Genomic DNA, 21,127 nt, shown 5'->3' with positions numbered 1-21,127 from the left:
GAAATAAAATGGCACGCATTATTGTAGTAACGTCTGGTAAAGGTGGCGTTGGTAAAACCACTTCAAGCGCAGCCATCGCCTCTGGTCTGGCTCTTAAGGGCAAAAAGACTGCGGTGATCGATTTTGATATCGGCTTGCGTAACCTCGATCTTATCATGGGCTGTGAACGCCGCGTGGTGTATGACTTTGTTAACGTCATCAACGGTGAAGCAACGCTTAACCAAGCGATGATCAAAGACAAGCGCACAGATAACCTATTCATTCTTCCAGCTTCTCAAACACGTGATAAAGACGCGCTAACCAAAGATGGCGTGCAACGTGTGTTCACTGAGTTGGATGAAATGGGCTTCGAATTCATCATCTGTGACTCTCCAGCAGGTATCGAGCAAGGTGCTCTGATGGCACTGTACTACGCAGATGAAGCGATTGTAACGACCAACCCAGAAGTGTCTTCGGTACGTGACTCTGACCGCATCCTAGGTATTTTGGATTCTAAGTCTCTACGTGCTGAGCAAGGTCTTGAGCCTGTTAAGCAGCATCTATTGCTGACGCGTTACAACCCATCTCGCGTAACACAAGGTGAAATGCTAAGCGTTGAAGACGTAGAAGAGATCCTACACATTTCTCTACTGGGCGTGATTCCAGAAAGCCAAGCCGTTCTAAACGCATCAAACAAAGGTGTGCCAGTGATCTTTGACGAGAACACAGACGCAGGCATGGCTTACTCTGATACGGTAGACCGCCTACTGGGCAACCAGGTTGAATTTCGTTTCCTTACCGAGGAGAAGAAAGGAATCTTTAAACGACTATTCGGAGGCTAGAAATGTCACTATTAGAATTTTTCCGCCCGCAAAAGAAAACTTCAGCGAATCTAGCCAAAGAGCGTTTGCAGATCATCGTTGCTGAGCGTCGTAGCCAGAACGATCCTGCGCCTTCTTACTTGCCTCAATTGAAAGAGGACATCTTGAAGGTGATCAGCAAATACGTTGCGATTGATCCAAACATGGTGGATTTGACGTTTGAGCACAAGGACGATGATATTTCGGTTCTTGAGCTAAACGTGAAGTTGCCAGAAGACGAGAAGTAATTACTTTTCGACTTTGCTTGAGAGTCTTCCTCTTCGTCATTCTGGACAGCGAGGTACGAGCGCGATTCAGAATCTATTGCCAGAGTACTCGGCTTGGTGAAAGAAGGTTTTGGCTTTAAAGCGGGCTGTCAGTAGATTCCTAGTCTCACTTAAGCTTTTGGCTTTCACCCAACTTCGCTGGAATGACTCAAGACCCCTTCGTCATTCTGAACAGCGAGGCACGAGCGTGATTCAGAATCTACGACTAGCGTGCTCGGGTTGTTGAAAATAGGTTTTGGCTTCAAAGCCAATTACAAATGCGTGTTACAAAAAAGGTTGGCGATAATGCCAACCTTTTTTATTTGGTACTTATTTCAGCACCTTATTCATCTTCTCGCCGAGTAATTCAAGACGCCAGCCTTGCATCACATCCGGTAGACGCGCTGGATCGCGGTCTTTCTTCCATACCCAACTGATGATTTGGTTGATCTGCTTTTTAGACGCCAAGAACTCGGTCGCCAAGCCTGATTTTTGCGATGCTACCTTCACCACATCTTTCATGTTCTTGAAGATTTGCTTGTAGCCTGGGTAATCCATCAAACGCTCGATTTTAGCTGGGTAATCATCGGCAGGTGTTTGCTTTGCACTTTTCACGATAGCAGCAATTCGTGCGCCATGGCGGTTAATCGCACGAATGTCGATGCCTTCCGCTTCCATCTTCTTAAAGTTTGTCAACCCAAGGCGAGCCACCGTCAGCAAGTCGCCTTCTTTGAAGATGAAGTTCAACGCTAGGTCACGCTTAATCGCTTCGCGGTAGCGCCAAGTCGCCAAAGGCTTAAGAATCGCAAGTTCAGCCGGTCTTAGCTGCCATGCACCTTTGATGTCGAGGTAGACGGTTTCTTCATTTAAGTTACGAATACGCTTTGATACAAGCAGGTCACTCTCTTGCTGAACCGCTTCCCACCAGCCAGCTTCGTTGACTTTATCTAATAGCTTCTCGTAAAGAGGCATTAGGTAGTGCACGTCAGCCGCGGCGTAATCAAGCTGCTTTTGAGTAAGTGGGCGCGCCATCCAATCAGTGCGAGATTCGCTCTTGTCTAGCTCCACGCCTAGGTATTCTTCCACCAGCGTAGCAAAGCCCGTCGACAGACCGTGACCCAAAAATGCCGCCATCAGCTGAGTATCCACCATTGGGAATGGTGTGCAGCCAAAGGCATTTTGGAAGACTTCTAAATCTTCACCACACGCGTGCAGCACTTTTAGCACTGAGGTGTCTTTTAGCAACTCGACGAACGATGTCATGTCAGTCAGTTCGGTCGGATCGATAAGGGAAAGTTGTTTGCCATCGAAAAGCTGAATCAAACCTAGTTGCGGATAGTAAGTCCTGATTCGCACGAATTCGGTATCCAGCATAACTACGTCGGCTTCTCTTGCTAGAGCGCAGACTTCTTCTAGGTCTTTGTTTTTCGTAATGATCTGATAGTTCACATGCTTCTCGCTATAAAAAAATGCCAGCAAAACGCTGGCATTCTAACACTATTTGGCAATAAATGATTGTTGCACAAAGAAATCCGCTTATGCGCTCTTCTTCGCTAGCTCTGCGTCGTTCTCTTCACGCAGTACGCGACGAAGGATCTTACCTACGTTGGTCTTCGGTAAGTCTTCACGGAACTCAACCAACTTCGGCACTTTGTAGCCAGTTAGGTGTTGGCGACAGTGTGCAATCACTTCGTCTTTGGTTAGGCTTGGATCGCGTTTTACAACGTAGATCTTCACCAACTCGCCGGACACTTCGTGAGGCTGACCGATTGCCGCGACTTCTAGCACTTTACCGTGCAGTGCGACTACGTCTTCGATTTCGTTCGGGTAAACGTTGAAACCAGACACAAGAATCATGTCTTTCTTACGGTCAACGATGTGCAGGAAGCCTTCATCATCAAACTTAACGATGTCACCCGTCGATAGCCAACCGTCTTCGTTGATCACTTCTTTGGTCGCTTCTGGGCGCTGCCAGTAACCTTGCATCACTTGAGGACCGCGAACTTGAAGCTCACCTGTCTCAGTATTTGCTAGTGGGTTACCTTCTTCATCAACAATACGTACTTCAGTTGATGGCACAGGCAGACCGATAGAACCGTTGTATTCCACTAGGTCGTGCGGGTAAGCCGCCACCAATGGAGAACATTCTGTTAGACCGTAACCTTCTAGTAGATAACAGCCCGTGGTCTTTTGCCATTTTTCAGCGACGGCACGTTGTACTGCCATACCACCACCTACTGCTAGGCGAAGATTGCTGAAATCTAGCTCATGGAAATCTTCGTTGTTCACTAGCGCGTTAAACAGGGTGTTAACGCCAGTAATCGCAGTGAACTGGTATTTTTGTAGCTCTTTCACAAAGCCCGGAATATCACGTGGGTTAGTGATAAGCAGGTTGTTGCCACCCATTTCGACGAACAGTAGACAGTTCACCGTCAATGCAAATACGTGGTAAAGAGGCAGTGCCGTAACAACAAGCTCGCGACCCGGAGACAATACAGGACCATAAGCGCCTTTCGCCTGCATTACGTTAGCGATCATGTTGCGGTGCGTTAGGATGGCGCCTTTCGCTACGCCCGTTGTACCACCAGTGTACTGTAAGAATGCAATATCATCGCCAGACATAAATGGTTTCACGTACTGAAGACGACGACCTTTGTGCAGCGCTTTACGCATTGAGATTGCACCCGGTAGATCGTACTTAGGCACCATGCCCTTCACGTACTTAACCACGAAGTCGACAAGCGTACCTTTTGCACGTGGCAACATTTGACCAAGGCTGGTCAGAACCACGTGTTTCACTGGCGTGTTTTCTACGATTTGCTCTAGTGTGTTCGCGAAATTAGAAACGATAACGATCGCCGTTGCGCCAGCATCGTTTAGCTGGTGCTCAAGCTCACGAGGAGTGTAAAGTGGGTTCACGTTCACAGCGATACAGCCTGCACGCAAAATACCAAATAGCGCGACAGGGTATTGAAGCAGGTTTGGCATCATAAGAGCAACGCGGTCGCCCTTCTTCAGCTTAAGTTCGTTTTGTAAGTATGCGGCGAATGCGCGGCTACGCTCTTCCAATTTGCGGAAGGTCATGACCGAGCCCATGTTCATGAATGCCGGTTGGTCTGCGTATTTTTGAACAGACTGCTCGAACATTTCTACCAAAGACTCATATTGCTCTGGATTAATGGTTTCAGGTACGTCACTTGGATAACGTGAAAGCCATGGTTTATCCACGATGTTACTCCTCGTTTATAACTGGCTAAAAAATAGCGTCCTTTTTATTTTGAGCACTATTACAGCACAGCAAACGTGCTTGAGCACGTAACTCTCAAACACTTGTTTAAATTTTGTTAACTACACCAAGAATTCGCTTTGCGACCTCGAGTGTTTGCTCTAAATGGCAATGATGCCCACCCGCGACAGAAACCACATTCGGTGGATTTTCGCCCCAATCGACTTGGTTAGACTGTAAATGCTGAAATCCTTTGTCACCCAATATGATTAGGTGCGGACAGCGTATTTGGCTGGTGATCGAGTTCGCGTGATCCTGTGCCATGCGATAAAGAGAATCGCATTTTAATTTGGCATCGTGTCGCCAAAACCACTGGTTCTCACGACATTCAGTTCCGCGCTCTACGATTGGCATCAACTGCTCGGCGGTCAGGTGATTCGCTTGCATGCGTAGCTTTAACGCCAGATCGAAAGAAGCGATAGCTCGCTCCGGTTTGTTGCGTTGACGTTGCCGGCTAAGGACACCATCACGCAGTCGTTTTACGCTATTGGAAGGCTGTTCTGCGAGTGGACCCGCTCCTTCAATTTGCACTAACGCTTCGACCTGTTCAGGAAAGGCAGCACTATAGCAACTTGCGATTAAAGCGCCTAGTGAATGACCTACTAACACCAGTCTGTTTGGCGATAATTCATCCAATAATTGGTGTAAATCAGCAATGTAGTCGTGGAAAGGGTAGTAATTGTCTGAGGATTTATGACTGGATAAGCCATGACCAAATAGGTCAATTGCTAGTAAATGAAGATCAGGATTGCACTGATGGATAGCTTTCATCAAGGCTTTGAAGCTACCCGCGTTATCCATCCACCCATGAAGAAAAACGACTGAACAAGCAGTCGTTTTTTCGTTTCCGATCTCTAAGGCTGCCATACTCCCGTTTGGGAGTTCGAAACGGCGCTCATTCATCACAGATTATTTAACCTTCTTGATCACCTTGCCGTCTTGAGGGAAATCATTTCGCCACATGCGGCAGTTAATGGAGTAACAAGGGTAGTAATAGGTTGGCGTGTCGTACATACGTACACGCTCTTCAATCTTCCATAAGCGGTAACCATCGCCTTTGATGACTGGGAAGATGTATTGGTGTTCACCAATTTTGCCTTCTTCTTCGCCCGCACCTTTACCCACCACAGTAATGATTCGACCTTTACTGAAAGCTACTGGCTCTAGGTAACCATCAAAATAAACCGCGAAGCGACCCGTTGGTTCTTGGTCGATGTCCGGTTTGCCTGATTTGCTGATTGGTAGGTTTACGATCTCCAGACGCGTTTGGTCTTTCAAGTTATCCACTTTCGCGATAACACCACCAAGACGGACATCGTTAGCAGCCTGTCCTTGGTCTTCAGCAAAGGTTTTGTAATCCGTCACAACCTGCTCGGTGCTAGCATTCAGTTCTTCAGGAAGAGAACTACAGGCAGAAAGCCCGAATGCTGCGATAATAACCAGAAAAATACGTCCAGAAAGTTTCATAAACCCCCACTATAAATTCGTTGTTTTACACATAGATATCGACACCAAGTAATTGAGCAAGTTCCTCTTTCTTCGCTCGATTCATGACGTCCATATACTGTTCCATTGCTTTGCGAGCATGACCCTCGGGCAAATCATATTGCACTTGAGTGCGATGAATCTGAGACTCATCCACTTGCTTAATGGAATGCGCGACAGCGTTCGCCACCTTAGAAGGTTGACCAACGGGCTGCTTATCTTGAGCTTTCTTTACCTGCCCTTTTTTACCGACTTTATTGGTGCGATTTGCACCCGGTATTAACGCAGGAGGTAAACCATTGATAGACGCCATAACGCTCCATAAAAATACAGGGCAAACGCCCTGCACTTTGTCATGTCATTGAAAGACCGATTATTCGCGACCCGGAAGTTTCTTCCACGTCACATTATCACGCAGATAAACCGGGCTCGATTCTTCTACTGGGACTGTGTTGCCTTTCTTAAGTTCCTGCTCAGCAAGAATCACAATGTCTTGTGAATCAGGGTAAAGAATATCGCCACTGGTGACGTTGAATGGCAGTTTGCCAAGCTCTTCTTGGTAAGCATCCCAACCAGTACCCGCTTTAGTCCACGTTTTGTCGTCTGCTTGTGCTTCTTCCGCTAGACGCGCTGGTGGGATAACACATTCTGCATCCACACCTGCCCATTCACCGTTTTCTTGGCGAGTATAACGTGCCCAGTAAACTTCACCCATGCGCGCATCAATCGCAACAGCGGCATCCGTTGCACCGTGCAGGCGGTAGCTTGCTTGTGCCATCGCAGCCAGCGTTGAAACGCCGATCATTGGTAAGTCAGCACCGAACGCCAAACCTTGCGCGATACCAATACCGATACGAACGCCAGTAAAGCTGCCCGGACCACGACCAAACGCCAATGCGTCTAGATCTTGTAGAGTCAGACCTGCTTCTTTCAGTACTTCGTCTACCATAGGCAGTACTTTCTTAGTGTGGTCACGAGGAGCCACTTCACTGCGTGAAATCACTCGGTCATTAACCAGTAGCGCAACTGAACAGTTCTCAGTTGCCGTATCGATAGCAAGAATTTTTGCGCTCATGTAACTCTCTACAATTCTTCTTTAATTTATTGATGCCACAGCGCATTAGTCTGCGGCAGGTTGTTCTGTTTTTAGGAATGTTTTGATTCGTTCTAAATCCCGTGTTCTTGGGATTGGCGGTAAACTGCCGAGGAAGATGCCACCATAATCACGCGTCACCAAACGGTTGTCGCAAATGATCAAGGCACCATGGTCTTTTTGGTCTCGAATCAAACGTCCTACGCCCTGCTTTAACGTAATAACCGCATCTGGGATTTGCACTTCTGCAAACGGCTCACCACCACGTAATCGACAATCTTCGATTCGGGCTTTGAGTAGCGGGTCATCAGGGGCAGTAAACGGTAATTTGTCGATGATAACACAGCTCAGCGCATCACCTCTAACATCGATCCCCTCCCAGAATGCACCAGTCGCCACCAGCAGCGCATTACCCAGTTCCATAAACTCGGCAAGGGTCTTTTGTTTGCTCATCTCACCTTGCATCAGCACAGGCAGATCCAGTACTTCACGGAAGCGTTCACCAAGCTCACGCATCATGCTGTGCGAAGTACACAGGAAGAAACAACGCCCGTCGTTCTCTTCAATCACAGGCGCAAGCATTCGCACCAGTTTGTCAGCTAAGCCAGGGCTGTTTGGCTCTGGTAGATAACGAGGTACACACAAGCGTGCTTGCTTCTCGTAATCGAACGGAGATGGCAACGAAAACTGCTGCTTCGGCTTCAATCCAAGACGGTCGGTAAAGTGTTTAAAGTCACCCGAAACCGCTAGGGTTGCAGACGTGAAAATCCACGCGCCTTGTTTGATTTCGATTTGCTCATGGAATTTATCCGCCACCGATAGCGGCGTAATGTGCAGAGCGAAATGACGGGGAGACGTGTCGTACCAGTATGAGTAACCGGTAATATCGACATCACAAACCCGATCAATTCGTCCTTTGATCAGGTTGGCACGCTCAAAGGCAGTATCCAGCAATTGGCTTCGACCTAGCGCCAGTTTCAACACATCAATCGCCAAATCTAAACTATCGGTTAAACGCACCAACTCACGCTTGATCGATTCTGATTGCAACGCCTCACGCCAGTTACCACGAAAGCCCGGCTCACCCAGTACGATGCGCATATCCATTGCACTTTGCATCAGCTTATCGCCGACTTTTTGTAGCTGGCGCATGTCTTTTGCTTCTGTGCGGTAAGCAATCTCAATGTCTTTGGCGAGCTCTTGGATCTGACGGCTAGAGATCGATTGTCCGAAGTATTCGCTGGCAATGTCAGGAAGCTGGTGGGCTTCGTCGAAAATGAATACGTCAGCTTCTGGGATCAATTCACCGAAGCCGGTTTCTTTGATCGCAAGGTCTGCAAGGAACAAATGGTGGTTAACGACAACAATGTCTGAATCCATCGCGCGTTTGCGTGCTTTTAAGACGAAACAATCGGTGTAGCTCGGACACTCTTTGCCCAAACAGTTGTCGTTGGTTGAAGTAATGGTCGGGATAATCATGCTGTCTTCTGGCAGATCATCACAATCCCCTAAATCGCCCGTTTTGGTTTCAGACGACCAAGTACGGACTTTAACCAATTGAGTCAACAGTGTTGGATCAGCTTCATTAGTATGGCTCTCGACCATTTGTCGGCTTAGACGATCCAAACATAGGTAGTTGGAGCGACCTTTTAGTAGCGCGACTTGTCCATAAAAGCCCAAAGCACTGACCATCAACGGTAGGTCACGGTGATACAACTGCTCTTGCAGGTTCTTCGACCCCGTACTGATGATGACTTTTTTGCCGCTTAATAGCGCTGGCACAAGGTAAGCGAAGGTTTTACCCGTTCCCGTTCCTGCTTCAACCACCAGCTGAGTTTGGTCTTTGATCGCACTGCTGACAGCTTCTGCCATATCAATTTGTGGCTGGCGAGCTTGAAAACCCGGAATGGCTTTGCCTAACGCGCCCTCAGAGGAGAATGTTTTTGCGATCATGCCTGACATCTGGTTAGAAAAATTGTCGAGAGTATATCAGGAGTTGAGCGTAAACATCAGCCAACAAAAGCACTAGGTTTTAGCATCGCGCGGATAATTTGTTGAAACCGCGCCGAGAATAGATTATTTATGAAGTCAGATTGCAGTACGATTCACGCTTCTGACGTGACCCCTTTATTCGTACGCTAGAAAAATAATGCATGGAAGTATCTGATTTATGGAAAAGAAAACACTGTTAACCCATTGTTCTGACGCACCGGGTTTGATCTCAAAAATCACCAATATCTGTTATAAGCATCAGCTGAATATCGTTCATAATAACGAGTTTGTTGATAACACCAGTGGGCACTTTTTCATGAGAACCGAGTTGGAGGGTTACTTCAACGATCAAACGCTACTCGCCGATTTAGACCAAGCGCTGCCACAAGGTGCAAAACGCAAACTTATCAGCTCTCGCCGCAAACGCATCGTTATCCTAGTAACTAAAGAAGCGCACTGTCTGGGTGATATTCTGATGAAGACTTACGATGGCAGCTTAGATGTTGAAATTGCTGCGGTTGTTGGTAACTACGACAAACTTCAAACACTCACTGAGCGTTTTGATATCCCTTACCATCACGTTACTCACGAAGATCTTAGCCGTGAAGAACACGAGCAGAAGATGCTTAAAGTGATTGATCAATACGATGCCGATTACCTTGTACTAGCGAAGTACATGCGTGTTCTCACTCCGACTTTCGTAGAGAAATACCGTCACAAGATCATCAACATTCACCACAGCTTTTTACCCGCTTTCATCGGTGCGAAGCCATATCAGCAGGCTTACGACCGCGGTGTGAAGATCATCGGTGCGACGGCGCACTTCGTGACAAATGACTTGGATGAAGGTCCAATCATCAAGCAGGACGTTATTCCAGTGGATCACACGTTCAGCGCACAAGATATGGCGCAAGCAGGTCGCGATGTAGAGAAGAACGTATTGAGCAAAGCTTTGAATAAAGTGATCAATGACCACGTTTTTGTTTACGGCAATAAGACGGTTATTCTTTAAATTCGCAGCTGATTGCTAGCTGCTAAAAACGCGTAATTTGAGAAGGCATTGTCTTTTCGTTACGCGTCTTTTTATCTTTCGGTGGATGCTTTATTGAAGTGCTTGTAAGAGATTCCCGACTACGCTCCTTCGTCGCTTTCGGGAATGACGTAAATGAGGCATGAGCATGAAAGCTAATTAGTGCCCATTACTTAACCAAACACAAACAACTTGAACTTCGTCAGTCCAACGAGCTTAAGCAAGATCAGGAATCTCATATCCGCACACTGTGAGTTTAAGTGACCCCTCTTACTAACAGCGCACGACGTAAAGAAAGTTAAGCCTGCTCAGACTCAACAATACGCTTAAGTGAATGTGGGTGCAGCTTGATACAAATACCTTGATACTTAAACGCCACGGTTGGGTTGTTCAAGCGTTCGCCTTCCCCTTTCGGGCTCGACAGTTTGATCTTCACACCTAGCTCTTCTAGCTCGTCAAAACGCGCGCCAAACGCTGGGTAAGTGTGTTTCAAATCAGCAAGAAACTCATCTGCGGTATCGGCGTGAGATGGAATCACAAACTCCACATGCTCCCAACTTTCGCTTGGGTAGATTTTTCCTTCCGCAGGGTATGGCAGCTCCAGACACTCTATCTTCCAGCCACGGCTTTCTAACGCTTTGTCGAATTCAATAACAATAATCGGGCGACCGTTGATTTTCGCTTGTGAAATCACCTTACCGTATTGATTCCATGCTTCATGCACGGCTTTCGCTGTTTCAGTATCATTAATACGCAGCGCAATATGGTCAGCTTGAGCAAAGCTCAGATCCAGTTTTAGCAGGGATGCAAGCTCTTCAATCTTCGCCATAAATGTATCCAGATCTTGGATCATCAATTCAGGCGCTAGGCGTTTTTCAACTAGTTGAGTCGTCATTGTGGCTCTCTTATCGGGCGATTTATCTCATTACTCTGAGCGCAATAGTAAACGCAAACCAAGCCACATTTCCATTCAATCGAAAAAGTATAAATTTCCCCAATTCCTCTCTGTATGAAAAGCAATAAAGTTGTTATCATTAGCCCCATTTTTGTGAACTCCAACAGAACTCGGCACTTACTTCGCCGAGTTCTTCGTCCTTGAATTGAAGGAAACGCGTGTGAATATCCAAGCACTTATTAATGACAAAGTATCTCAGGCTCTAGAAGCCGCTGGCGCACCTGCAGGCAGTCCTGCGGCAGTACGCCAATCAGCAAAGCCACAATTTGGTGACTACCAAGCAAACGGCGTAATGGGCGTTGCTAAAAAACTGGGTACTAACCCACGAGAATTTGCACAGAAAGTACTGGATGTTCTAGACCTAGACGGTATTGCGAGCAAGACAGAAATCGCAGGTCCTGGTTTCATCAACATTTTCCTAAGCGAAGAGTTCCTAGCGAAGCAAGCGGAAGCAGCATTGGCGGACTCACGTCTTGGCGTTGCAGCAGACGAAGCTCAAACTATCGTTGCTGACTACTCTGCACCAAACGTTGCGAAAGAAATGCACGTTGGTCACCTACGTTCAACCATCATCGGTGATGCAGTAGTACGTACTCTTGAGTTCCTGGGTCACAAAGTGATCCGTGCGAACCACATCGGTGACTGGGGTACTCAGTTCGGTATGCTTATCGCAAACCTTGAGCGTGTACAACAAGAGTCTGGCGAAGTTTCTATGGAACTTGCTGACCTTGAAGGCTTCTACCGTGAGTCTAAGAAACTGTACGACGAAGACGAAGAATTCGCAGTGAAAGCACGTAACTACGTTGTGAAACTGCAAAGCGGCGACGAGTTCTGCGCAGAAATGTGGAAGAAGCTGGTTGACGTAACCATGATCCAAAACCAGCGTAACTACGATCGTCTAAACGTATCTCTATCTCGTGATGACGTAATGGGCGAGAGCATGTACAACGACATGCTACCTAAGATCGTAGCAGACCTTAAAGCACAAGGTCTTGCGGTTGAAGATGACGGCGCGCAAGTTGTGTTCCTTGAAGAATTCAAGAACAAAGACGGCGAAGCGATGGGCGTTATCGTTCAGAAACGCGACGGCGGCTTCCTATACACAACAACGGACATCGCATGTGCGAAATACCGTTACGAAGAACTAGGCGCAGACCGCGTACTTTACTTCATCGACTCTCGTCAACACCAACACCTAATGCAAGCTTGGACTATCGTTCGTAAAGCGGGTTACGTGCCAGAGTCAGTATCTCTTGAACATCATGCGTTCGGTATGATGCTAGGTAAAGATGGTAAGCCATTCAAGACTCGTGCAGGTGGTACGGTTCGTCTTGCTGATCTTCTTGACGAAGCAGAAGTTCGTGCAGCACAGCTGATCGAATCTAAGAACCCAGAACTAGCAGAAGACGAGAAGAAAGCGATCGCAAACACAGTTGCAATGGCAGCAGTTAAATACGCAGACCTTTCTAAGCACCGTACCACGGACTACGTGTTCGATTGGGACAACATGCTAGCGTTCGAAGGTAACACTGCACCGTACATGCAATACGCTTACACTCGCGTAGCATCTGTATTCGCTAAAGCTGGCGTTTCTATGGATGATCTACAAGGTGAAATTAAGATCACTGACGAGAAAGAAAAAGCGCTTATCGCAAAACTTATGCAGTTCGAAGAAGCAGTTCAATCTGTTGCTCGCGAAGGTCAACCACACATCATGTGTAGCTACCTATTCGAACTAGCAGGTCAGTTCTCTAGCTTCTACGAAGCATGCCCTATCCTAGTTGCTGAAGACGAAGCAGTGAAACAAAGCCGTCTGAAACTAGCAGCCCTAACAGCGAAGACCATCAAGCAAGGTCTATCTCTACTAGGTATTGATACTCTAGATCGTATGTAAGCAAATCGAGAATCGAGAATCGAGAATCGAGAATCGAGAATCGAGAATCGAGAATCGAGAATCGAGATGATTTCGAAAGGTTGGCGTGAAAGCGTCAACCTTTTGTTTTATCTGGCGTATACTGATGTCATTCAATTCAAATCGGATAATATAATGAGTTTTGAACTGCACCCTCAATTGGCAAAAGACACTACCGTTATCGGTCACTTCCCACTGTGTGTGGCTCTTCTACATAAAGACAATGCCGTGCCATGGGTTATCTTGGTACCAAAACGTGCAAACCTAAAAGAGCTTCACCACTTGCCAATGAAAGAACAGCAACAGTTTTTGCTAGAGTCTCAGGCAGTAAGCCAAGCACTAGAAGCAACATTCCGTCCAGACAAGTTAAACCTAGGCGCACTAGGTAACATGGTACCTCAGCTACACATTCACCATATTGCTCGCTTCAAAGATGACGTAGCATGGCCGGGACCAGTTTGGGGCAACACCAAAGGTGAATTCCGTACAGAAGAAGAGCAAAACGAATTGCTTGGCCGTATTAAAAACGTGCTATCACTGAGCTCTATTTTCCAAAAAGCATAGCCGCTGCCAGCGAAAATAATTCGCCTTTGAATACGGCTGAAACAGACAGAGAAAGATTAATACGCATTTGTAACAATCTTTCTCATTTTTCTAGGATTATCACTAAAGTAAAACTTGTTTAGACTGCCAACTCAGTTAGAGAGGGTCATCATGAAACAAGTCTTCAACACATTCCGATACGTCAGCTGGATCGCCATCATCTGTTCTATGGCTGCTTCATTCTTGCTTTTTCTTATGGGCGCAGCAAAAACCTATTCGGCATTTGCGGTCTTCATTCTTAATCAAACACCTCCAGAAGCACTCGCACATTTAGATAAAGCAGACATCGCGATCGCATATTTGATCAAATCACTGGATACATTTCTTGTCGCACTAGTTTTGTTCATCTTTGCTCACGGCATCTACACACTGTTTATTTCCAACAAAGCTAAAGCGAAAACACAAGAACCGTCGGTTTTGCATTGGATCAGAACCCCAAACATAGGCCACCTAAAAAACATTTTGGCTGAAGTCATCATCGTGATCTTGTTTGTGAAGTTCTTAGAGCTCGTGCTGATTAACTTCGACAGCTTAGATTGGACGATCTTAACATTACCTATTTCGATTTTAGTTTTAAGTCTTGGTTTGAAGTTCCTAGGGTTAGGCGCGACTAAACACTCTGAAGAGCATTAATTTCGCTGTATTCACAAACAATAACCAGCAAAAGAAAAGCCGCATCATTGCTGATGCGGCTTTGTCGTTTTTACGTAATAACTTTTTAGGTGACTAATTTTGACAATCGCTACATGGTGACTGTCAAAGACAAACCATCTTGTTTAGTCACTGAGTAGCGAACACGAGTCACGTCATGAGCTTTATTAGTGTCGACTAGGCGGCTAATTTTGCCCTTCTTAATCCACACGTTTAACATCGCGTCGGCGCCATCTTCACTCATCCCAAACTGTTTAGCCAGATCTGACTGGGAGACGGTTCCTTTGTCTGCAATGTATTGATAAAGCTCTTTTAAAATCATGCTACTTGCGCCTCTAATGCACCGTTTTGTTTCTTACCAACTTGTTTGAACACGCGGTAGGTACCAAAGAAGATAGCAACGATCACAGCCATCCAAATACCACTTGTCACTGGGCTATCTGCGAAATGCGTCAATTGGTTGTAGAACGTCGCACATAGGTAAGCTAAGCCCATTGTCCAAACCGCGATAAAGCGTGCGAACTTATGACCAAACTCACGTACGTAAGCACCCATCGCCGCCACACAAGGTGTGTACAGTAGGATAAAGATTAGGTAAGCAAATGCGGCATTGCCAGAAGCAAACTGCGATTTGATGTTACCGAAGATAGAAGCATCGACTTCTTGTTCTTCTGCAACTGCATTTGAGTCAGTTAAGTCACCCACTTCAATGCCTAGTGGATCTGAGTAGCTCAAACCGGCTAGGTTTTCAGGGATACTCATTACTGCCTCTTCTAGGCTGCCCATTAGGTCAAATTCTGCGTCTTCACCATCGCTTGGTGTAGTGTATAGGCTGTTAAGCGTACCAACTACCGCCTCTTTTGCGAAGATACCGGTAATGATACCTACCGTCGCCGGCCAGTTGTCTTCTTGAACACCGATTGGCGCGAATACTGGAGTCACAACTTGCGCTGCTTTAGAAAGCACAGAGTTTTCGCTGTCTTCGTTACCAAAGCTGCCATCAGTACCCAATGAGTTGAAGAAACTCAGAATAGCAACAACGATAACGATGGTTTTACCTGCACCAAGAACGAAGCGCTTTAGCTTTTGCCAAGTTTTGATCACCACGTTTTGTAACGTCGGAAGCTCATAGTCAGGCATTTCCATTACTAGGCTGTCACTGCTACCTGGGTAAAGCGTGTGCTTAAGGAAAAGCCCCGTGAAGATCGCTGCCACAATACCAAGTAGGTAAAGTGCGAATACAATGTTCTGACCAGAGCCTGGGAAGAATGCCGCAGCGAATAGTGCGTATACTGGTAGACGAGCACCACATGACATAAATGGCGCCATAGATGCAGCTAGTTTACGCTCACGTTCTTGGTCTAGAGTACGAGTTGCCATGATTGACGGTACGTTACAACCGAAACCAAGAACCAACGGTACAAATGCTTTGCCCGGTAGACCAATCTTCTGCATCACTTTATCTAGTACGAATGCGGCACGAGCCATGTAGCCTGAGCTTTCAAGTACCGCTAAGAACAGGTACAAACACGCGATAACTGGAATAAAAGTTGCAACCGTTTGGATACCACCACCAATACCATCAGCAAGCACCGTCACTAACCACACAGGCAAATGACCGTCTAACAAGTGGTGTCCACCATCAACCAACAGAGCACCGACACCGATATCAAAGAAGTCGATGAACGCACTACCAATGTTGATAGAGAACATGAACATTAGGTACATAACAATGAAGAAGAATGGAATGCCCACCCACTTGTTCAAGATAAATTGGTCTAGCTTTTCAGTCACACTGCGACTTAGCTTGCCCTCACTGCGACGTACTTTCTTGCACTCTTCATGAAGGTGTGTGTATTTTGTATCTGCAACATGTAAGTCAACATCAAGCTCAAGTTCTGCAATTGTGTTTTCAACGCTATTGCGATCAGCATCCGACATGCTGTTAAGAACCAGTGCGTCTTTTTCTAGTGCACGAATTGCTAGAGCACGGTTAGAAACGGTTTGATCATTAAAAAGAGCCGAAACGTTGTTGATCGCCGCTTCCATTTGTTCGCCGTAATTCAAAGCGATGTCTTTTAGTGCAACACCTTGAACCACTGACTTGTGCAACTTCTCTTTAAATTCTGCAACTTGTGCTTTATTTGTCGCTGATAGGCTAACGACTGGACAACCCAAGGTTTTTTCTAGTTCTGCAACATTGATGACTTGGCGTTCACGCTTAAGTGCGTCCATTTTGTTTAATACAACAATCATAGGACGACCAAGTTCACGCAGTTGTAGCGTCATGTATAAGCTGCGCTCAAGACTCGTTGCGTCTACTACGTTGATAATCAGATCAGCAGGGTGCGTCAAAACCGCACGCGATGCGATAGATTCGTCGATACTATTGCTATCATTGCCACTGTCGAGAGAGTAGATACCCGGAAGGTCCGTCAGAAGAAATTCATCACCAGCATGTTTGAACTGACCAGTTTTCTTTTCAACCGTTACACCAGCCCAGTTACCAACTTGTTGTTTTGCACCAGTCAGGCCATTAAAAAGTGTGGTTTTACCGCTGTTTGGGTTACCAACAGTAAGAATTTGGTATTGCATTATGCTCGCTCCACTTCGATGTTTTGCGCAATAGTCTCTCGTAATGCAACAGAAACACCACGAACTTCAACTTGCAGTGGGTCTCCCATTGGTGCGCGTCGAATAACTTTAACCTCAGTATTAGGAAGTAGTCCCATTACCATTAGCTTTTTTCTGACGTCCGACGTAAGTCCTTCTAACAACCGAATTGTCACTGTTTCGCCAGGTTTGATTTCTGATAGCTTCATAGTGGCCCTTAAGAGTAGTGCAAATGATAAATATTATTATTAATAGTATAGGGCGCTAATGTTACTCTTCTATACCCTCTCATTCATTGTGTGAAATCAAAGATTTCATTAATGCTTTTGGCGAAATCTAACGTCAACTCCGTTAATTAATTTCACGTCATTTTCGTCAAAATTGAATATTTTCAGACAAATACAAATTAACACAAGCGTAACATTTGCAGTTTCGAAAAATTAAAAAATCAATAAATTCAGTATCTTAAATAGAAAAAGGCAACTTGTCGCTTTTCTCACATAAAGCTGTCGTTATTTTTATAAGAAAAATAAGTAAGGTCTCGTATAGTTAACCCATCGAGAGACAACAGCCTCTCAAAAGAATTCCAGAGGTGGCATGGCAACATGTCACTCCGGCAGCAAGCGAAGGTGTCATTGACACCCGTGGTATAGTCCCCCCGGCTATACCACGATATTTTTTTTCTTCTCTTTCTTCATTCGCTTCTCAATTAAGTCCCAATAATTCCTAAACGTTTTACTCGAACAAATCCCTGTTATTCTCATTATCTATCACAACACTATATCGCCATTGTGCTGCACGTACTCTGCGTTATATAGCTCGAGCCCTTTATCACGCATCACGCATCACGCATCACGCATCACGCATCACGCATCACGCATCACGCATCACGCCAGACTAAATGTCATTCCCTTGTGTCCAGAATCTATATTGAGCTCTTTACGATACCGTTTACCTTACAGACGTAAAAAAGCCCAACGCTAAGGCTGGGCTCGGTAATGTCGAATTAAGAGCTAGAGGCTTGTTTGGCTCTCTTGAGTCATTGCGAACTTAGAAGGTGGCAGCCCGAAATGTAGCTTAAACTTCTGGCTAAAGTACGACGGGTCATTAAAGCCGCAGTTAAAGGCAACTTCACTGATCTTCTCACCAGCGAGCAATTGTTCACATGCGGTTTCCAACCTAACTTCCGTTAAGTAGTCTTTCAATGTTCGTGAAGAAGCAGATTTAAATCGTCGTTGTAGGCTTCTTTCTGACATATAGAGCATCTTCGCTGCAGACGCTGTACCAAATTCTGGGTCGTGATAATGTTCTGCGACAAGTTGATACACTTTCATCAACCATTCTTGTTCCGGCGATGTATCTTGCTGTGGTTTCTCTACTTCTGCAAACTCCGGCAAGACCTCTTCGACATGACTCGGTTCTTGAGCACATGGCCACGTGATTTCAATTTTATTTTGAGCATCCGACGCAAACATAGATAAATGACCACCGCTGACCGCCACCAATTGAGGCAAATTATCCATACTTAAATCAACATTGCTGCTGTTTGATGGTCGCATCGTCGAAGCCTTACTCGGTAACTGGGTACCATGATCGATAAAACTTAACGAGACAATGTCATTCCCCTCCTCCAATACCAACTTAACCGACTGCCCTCTAAAAGAGCGTTTAATAATATTGGCGAAGATGCTGTTAAAAATGACATCAAGATTAAAGCTTTCGAGTGAAATACGGCTCGCTTTGTTGTCATCTTCTAACTCAACACTAATGCCAGCTTTAGTGAAGTCCTCTCGCCACACATCAACGACGGACTGGGTAATCTGGCTTAAGTTATAGTTTTGACTACCATTGCTGGTATCTTCTGGTGAGCTCTTAAGCTCGTTCAATTGCCAATAGGTTTTAGAAAGGTGATCTTGAGTTACTGAATCTAAATCCAGTGGAAGCTTATGGGCAATCGAATCCACACTAGATTTAATTGATTGTGCAACATGGTCCACCAGCAAGTTTCTCACTTGAATTTGCTTTCTAAGCTGTTGATTGCTCGTCAATAGAACTCGACTTTGATGACGTAACTGATTGGTTTTTAATGTCACCTGCGCCGCTAGATCACGGTTCGCTTGCAATACAAATCGCGAACGCCAGTACATCAGGAGTGCTAACGTTGCGATCGTAATTAACGTAAATCCAGATATTGCCAACTTTGACAAATACCAAGGCTTGAGTACCGTAAACTTAGATTCAAGTCCAATCAAACCAGAGGCGAGTTGTGAGTCATTACTTACTTGAAGGTGATAATCTCCGGAATTTAAGTGCTCTAGTGTTAACTGTCCACCTTCCAGAGATTGCCATTGTTCACTCTCATTCAAGCGATAGTAGAGGTTTTGGTTATCTGGTTTTGGCATCACACCAAACAAGAAACTCAATGAAGACCCATAAGGCAACTTCATATCTTCTAAGTCAGAGCTTCCTACTTGAACAACATCATTTTCCAACATGACTTGGCTAACAATAAGTTTGGACTCTGGCGTATTAGACACTAGCAGTTTTGATGAATCAGCTTTCACTAAACCGTATTGAGATCCAAAGATAAGTTGGCGGTCACTATCCTCTGAACGTCGAATCAGATTACAAACGCCTGGAAGAAATTCATTATTAATTAAGCCTGAAGAAGAGGAATAGTGCTTCATCAACTGACCGGAGAGATGGTAATAGCTTAACCCTACCGATGAAGCGAGCCAAACCCCTTCAGAATCACTCAGTAAACAAGTGGGCCGAGAGTTTGAAACACTCATTTCCATCACCTGCTTTTCGTTACGACCCGGGATGGTTCGAAAAACACCGTAAGCAGATGCAAACCACTGGGAGCCATCATTGGCAGTAATGATATCAAGCGACTCTCCGTACTTTTCAGAGAAACGGTTAAAACGAATCCGCTCTCCATCATACTCATAGACACCGTGATCGGTACCAATCAGCAGCAACTCTTCTTTGTCATACAAACGAGTAATTTTGGCAGGTAGATACTGACTCACTAACCAGTCACTGCCAAAGTTACGCATTTCTTGCTTTTCAGCGTCGATATTAAACAGTTGATAACCACTTGATACCCACAATCGACTCGCCCCGTCAGCCACAATATGATCAATGGCTCGTCCTGCAATGACTTGCAAATACGGGAAGGTCATTGGGGTTAAGTTCTCAAGATCGAATATCTCAAGGCCATTTGCTGTCGCTATCCATAACTTATCACCTTGAAAAGCGAACTCATTAATCTGAGAAGATAAATCTAAAACCTCACTAATTGCCTTGGGTCCTGAGCGATAAAGCTTATGATCATCAGCAAACCAAAGCGCACCATCAGGTCCCGTCAACGTTTGGCGGATTCGCCCAGAAAGTGTCAATTGATCGTAACTACTGAACGTTGTTCGCTCGAATTTTTTACTAAATAATGAGTAATAACGAATGCCTTGGTTGGTAGCAATCCACATACCGCCCATGTTGTCGTTCAATAACGAGTAGATCTTAGTGGTCGCTAATTCCAGCTCAAGGAAGCTTGCCGGGGTGACTTGAGTTACATCTCCGCTTAAGAACGAATACAAATAAAGCCCTTGCTCCGTTCCGACCCAATACTCTTGGTTGGTTTCTGCAAATGTAAGAACGTGAGATGTACCAATTCGAATGACAGGTTTATCTGGTTCGGAGATATTAAAAATCAGCGCGCCTTTTAGCGTTCCGACCAGAATCTCTCGACGAGTATGTGAGTAATACACTTTTTCTATGTAGTGTTTACCCGACGAAACAACATGGTTGAACTTGCTCCCCTCTGATAGATATACACCTGATGTCGTCGCTAACGCCCACTTCGTTTCGACGAAAATGGCGTCATTAATATAGACGTAACTGTTGTTACTATGCTGATAGAGTTGCAGTAAAGAGAAGGAGTTAAGTTCACTGGTTTCAATATTGTAGGTATAGAAATGCGCGCCGTCACTAACCCAGATAAAATTGCCAGATGAGCCAATCTTACGAATTTGAGAACCAGGATTGAGACTAAAGACCAAGCGACGTTCTTGGTTAGGGTAAGTCTGATATACCTCGTTTTCGATAAACGTCCAGAATGAGCCTTTGTGGTATGCCAGTTGTTCTACTTTCGCTCGTAGAAAACTGCCTGATTTTGGCAAAGTGGTTTGCCCATCATAAAACAGCACCCGTCCGTGGACATCGTGAATCCAAAGCCCACCATGCTCACCCGGGAACAATTTTTTTGCCGCAATAAAAGTCCCCTTAACCTGATTTGGCAAAGGGTAAAAGATCGCATTCGCTTCACTTGAAGCAAACGCTTGAAATGAGAGGATAAAAGCCCAGAAAAAGAGGGCTAATTGGCGCAGCAAGATAAAATCCT

The 21,127-nt window shown here is 45.5% G+C and carries 18 protein-coding genes; 6 read left to right on the top strand and 12 right to left on the bottom strand.

The features are described from left to right. Positions 1–8 precede the first annotated feature (8 nt). Both minD and minE read left to right on the top strand, forming a co-directional pair. A complete protein-coding gene (minD, locus tag NL647_RS10635) occupies positions 9–821 on the top strand; it encodes a septum site-determining protein MinD (RefSeq protein WP_009700098.1) in 813 nt (270 codons plus the stop codon). 2 nt (positions 822–823) lie between these two features. Continuing rightward, positions 824–1,087: a cell division topological specificity factor MinE gene (minE, locus tag NL647_RS10630; protein ID WP_005437690.1), complete on the top strand. Its 264-nt coding sequence runs from the start codon at positions 824–826 to the stop codon at positions 1,085–1,087. A gap of 348 nt (positions 1,088–1,435) precedes the next feature. Here minE and rnd read toward each other — a convergent pair whose 3' ends face one another. The 7 genes from rnd to NL647_RS10595 form a co-directional block, all read right to left on the bottom strand. After that, the gene (gene rnd / locus NL647_RS10625; RefSeq protein ID WP_005437016.1) at positions 1,436–2,554 is read right to left on the bottom strand and encodes a ribonuclease D; all 1,119 of its coding nucleotides are present in this window, start codon (positions 2,552–2,554) and stop codon (positions 1,436–1,438) included. An 87-nt stretch (positions 2,555–2,641) separates the two neighbouring features. After that, entirely contained in the window at positions 2,642–4,333 is a 1,692-nt protein-coding gene (gene fadD / locus NL647_RS10620) for a long-chain-fatty-acid--CoA ligase FadD (protein WP_005437015.1), read from the bottom strand. Between the two features lie 106 nt (positions 4,334–4,439). Then, positions 4,440–5,294 (bottom strand): alpha/beta fold hydrolase, encoded by an 855-nt coding sequence (locus tag NL647_RS10615; RefSeq protein ID WP_253650126.1) that lies wholly within the window; start codon positions 5,292–5,294, stop codon positions 4,440–4,442. A gap of 6 nt (positions 5,295–5,300) precedes the next feature. Continuing rightward, complete coding sequence (locus NL647_RS10610) at positions 5,301–5,858, bottom strand: Slp family lipoprotein (protein WP_045412609.1); 558 nt, start codon at positions 5,856–5,858, stop codon at positions 5,301–5,303. A gap of 25 nt (positions 5,859–5,883) precedes the next feature. Beyond that, positions 5,884–6,189 carry a hypothetical protein gene (locus tag NL647_RS10605; RefSeq protein WP_054822927.1) on the bottom strand — a complete coding sequence of 102 codons (306 nt, stop codon included), beginning with the start codon at positions 6,187–6,189 and terminating at the stop codon, positions 5,884–5,886. Between the two features lie 60 nt (positions 6,190–6,249). Beyond that, the gene (gene tsaB, locus NL647_RS10600) at positions 6,250–6,951 is read right to left on the bottom strand and encodes a tRNA (adenosine(37)-N6)-threonylcarbamoyltransferase complex dimerization subunit type 1 TsaB (RefSeq protein WP_253650125.1); all 702 of its coding nucleotides are present in this window, start codon (positions 6,949–6,951) and stop codon (positions 6,250–6,252) included. A 45-nt stretch (positions 6,952–6,996) separates the two neighbouring features. Beyond that, positions 6,997–8,922 (bottom strand): ATP-dependent DNA helicase, encoded by a 1,926-nt coding sequence (locus NL647_RS10595; protein WP_026000138.1) that lies wholly within the window; start codon positions 8,920–8,922, stop codon positions 6,997–6,999. A gap of 217 nt (positions 8,923–9,139) precedes the next feature. On the opposite strand from NL647_RS10595, the gene purU reads away from it, so the two are divergent. Beyond that, positions 9,140–9,973, top strand: coding sequence for a formyltetrahydrofolate deformylase (gene purU, locus NL647_RS10590; RefSeq protein ID WP_253650124.1), 834 nt, complete (start codon positions 9,140–9,142; stop codon positions 9,971–9,973). Positions 9,974–10,289: 316 nt separating this feature from the next. Here purU and NL647_RS10585 read toward each other — a convergent pair whose 3' ends face one another. Then, positions 10,290–10,886 (bottom strand): VOC family protein, encoded by a 597-nt coding sequence (locus NL647_RS10585; RefSeq protein ID WP_253650123.1) that lies wholly within the window; start codon positions 10,884–10,886, stop codon positions 10,290–10,292. Positions 10,887–11,106: 220 nt separating this feature from the next. On the opposite strand from NL647_RS10585, the gene argS reads away from it, so the two are divergent. The 3 genes from argS to NL647_RS10570 all read left to right on the top strand — a co-directional run bounded on the left by argS (position 11,107) and on the right by NL647_RS10570 (position 14,094). Further along, positions 11,107–12,840: an arginine--tRNA ligase gene (gene argS / locus NL647_RS10580; protein ID WP_239970160.1), complete on the top strand. Its 1,734-nt coding sequence runs from the start codon at positions 11,107–11,109 to the stop codon at positions 12,838–12,840. A 153-nt stretch (positions 12,841–12,993) separates the two neighbouring features. Then, positions 12,994–13,422 (top strand): HIT domain-containing protein, encoded by a 429-nt coding sequence (locus tag NL647_RS10575; protein WP_005446436.1) that lies wholly within the window; start codon positions 12,994–12,996, stop codon positions 13,420–13,422. Between the two features lie 150 nt (positions 13,423–13,572). Next, the gene (locus NL647_RS10570) at positions 13,573–14,094 is read left to right on the top strand and encodes a YqhA family protein (RefSeq protein ID WP_005446434.1); all 522 of its coding nucleotides are present in this window, start codon (positions 13,573–13,575) and stop codon (positions 14,092–14,094) included. 109 nt (positions 14,095–14,203) lie between these two features. Here NL647_RS10570 and NL647_RS10565 read toward each other — a convergent pair whose 3' ends face one another. The 4 genes from NL647_RS10565 to NL647_RS10550 all read right to left on the bottom strand — a co-directional run bounded on the left by NL647_RS10565 (position 14,204) and on the right by NL647_RS10550 (position 21,116). Beyond that, positions 14,204–14,434: a FeoC-like transcriptional regulator gene (locus NL647_RS10565; protein WP_005382192.1), complete on the bottom strand. Its 231-nt coding sequence runs from the start codon at positions 14,432–14,434 to the stop codon at positions 14,204–14,206. Next, positions 14,431–16,707, bottom strand: coding sequence for a Fe(2+) transporter permease subunit FeoB (gene feoB / locus NL647_RS10560; RefSeq protein WP_005446432.1), 2,277 nt, complete (start codon positions 16,705–16,707; stop codon positions 14,431–14,433). Before feoB ends, NL647_RS10565 begins: the two co-directional genes overlap by 4 nt. Beyond that, complete coding sequence (locus tag NL647_RS10555) at positions 16,707–16,934, bottom strand: FeoA family protein (protein ID WP_005426705.1); 228 nt, start codon at positions 16,932–16,934, stop codon at positions 16,707–16,709. The genes feoB and NL647_RS10555 overlap by 1 nt, the downstream gene beginning before the upstream one ends. Before the next feature lie 804 nt (positions 16,935–17,738). Further along, positions 17,739–21,116 (bottom strand): AraC family transcriptional regulator, encoded by a 3,378-nt coding sequence (locus tag NL647_RS10550; RefSeq protein WP_009698579.1) that lies wholly within the window; start codon positions 21,114–21,116, stop codon positions 17,739–17,741. Positions 21,117–21,127: the final 11 nt, after the last annotated feature.

The organism is Vibrio sp. Y29_XK_CS5, assembly GCF_024181835.1.
GTDB lineage: Bacteria > Pseudomonadota > Gammaproteobacteria > Enterobacterales > Vibrionaceae > Vibrio > Vibrio harveyi.
Note: the sequence above shows the minus strand (reverse complement) of the source record. Positions and strands in the feature narration are given on the sequence as shown.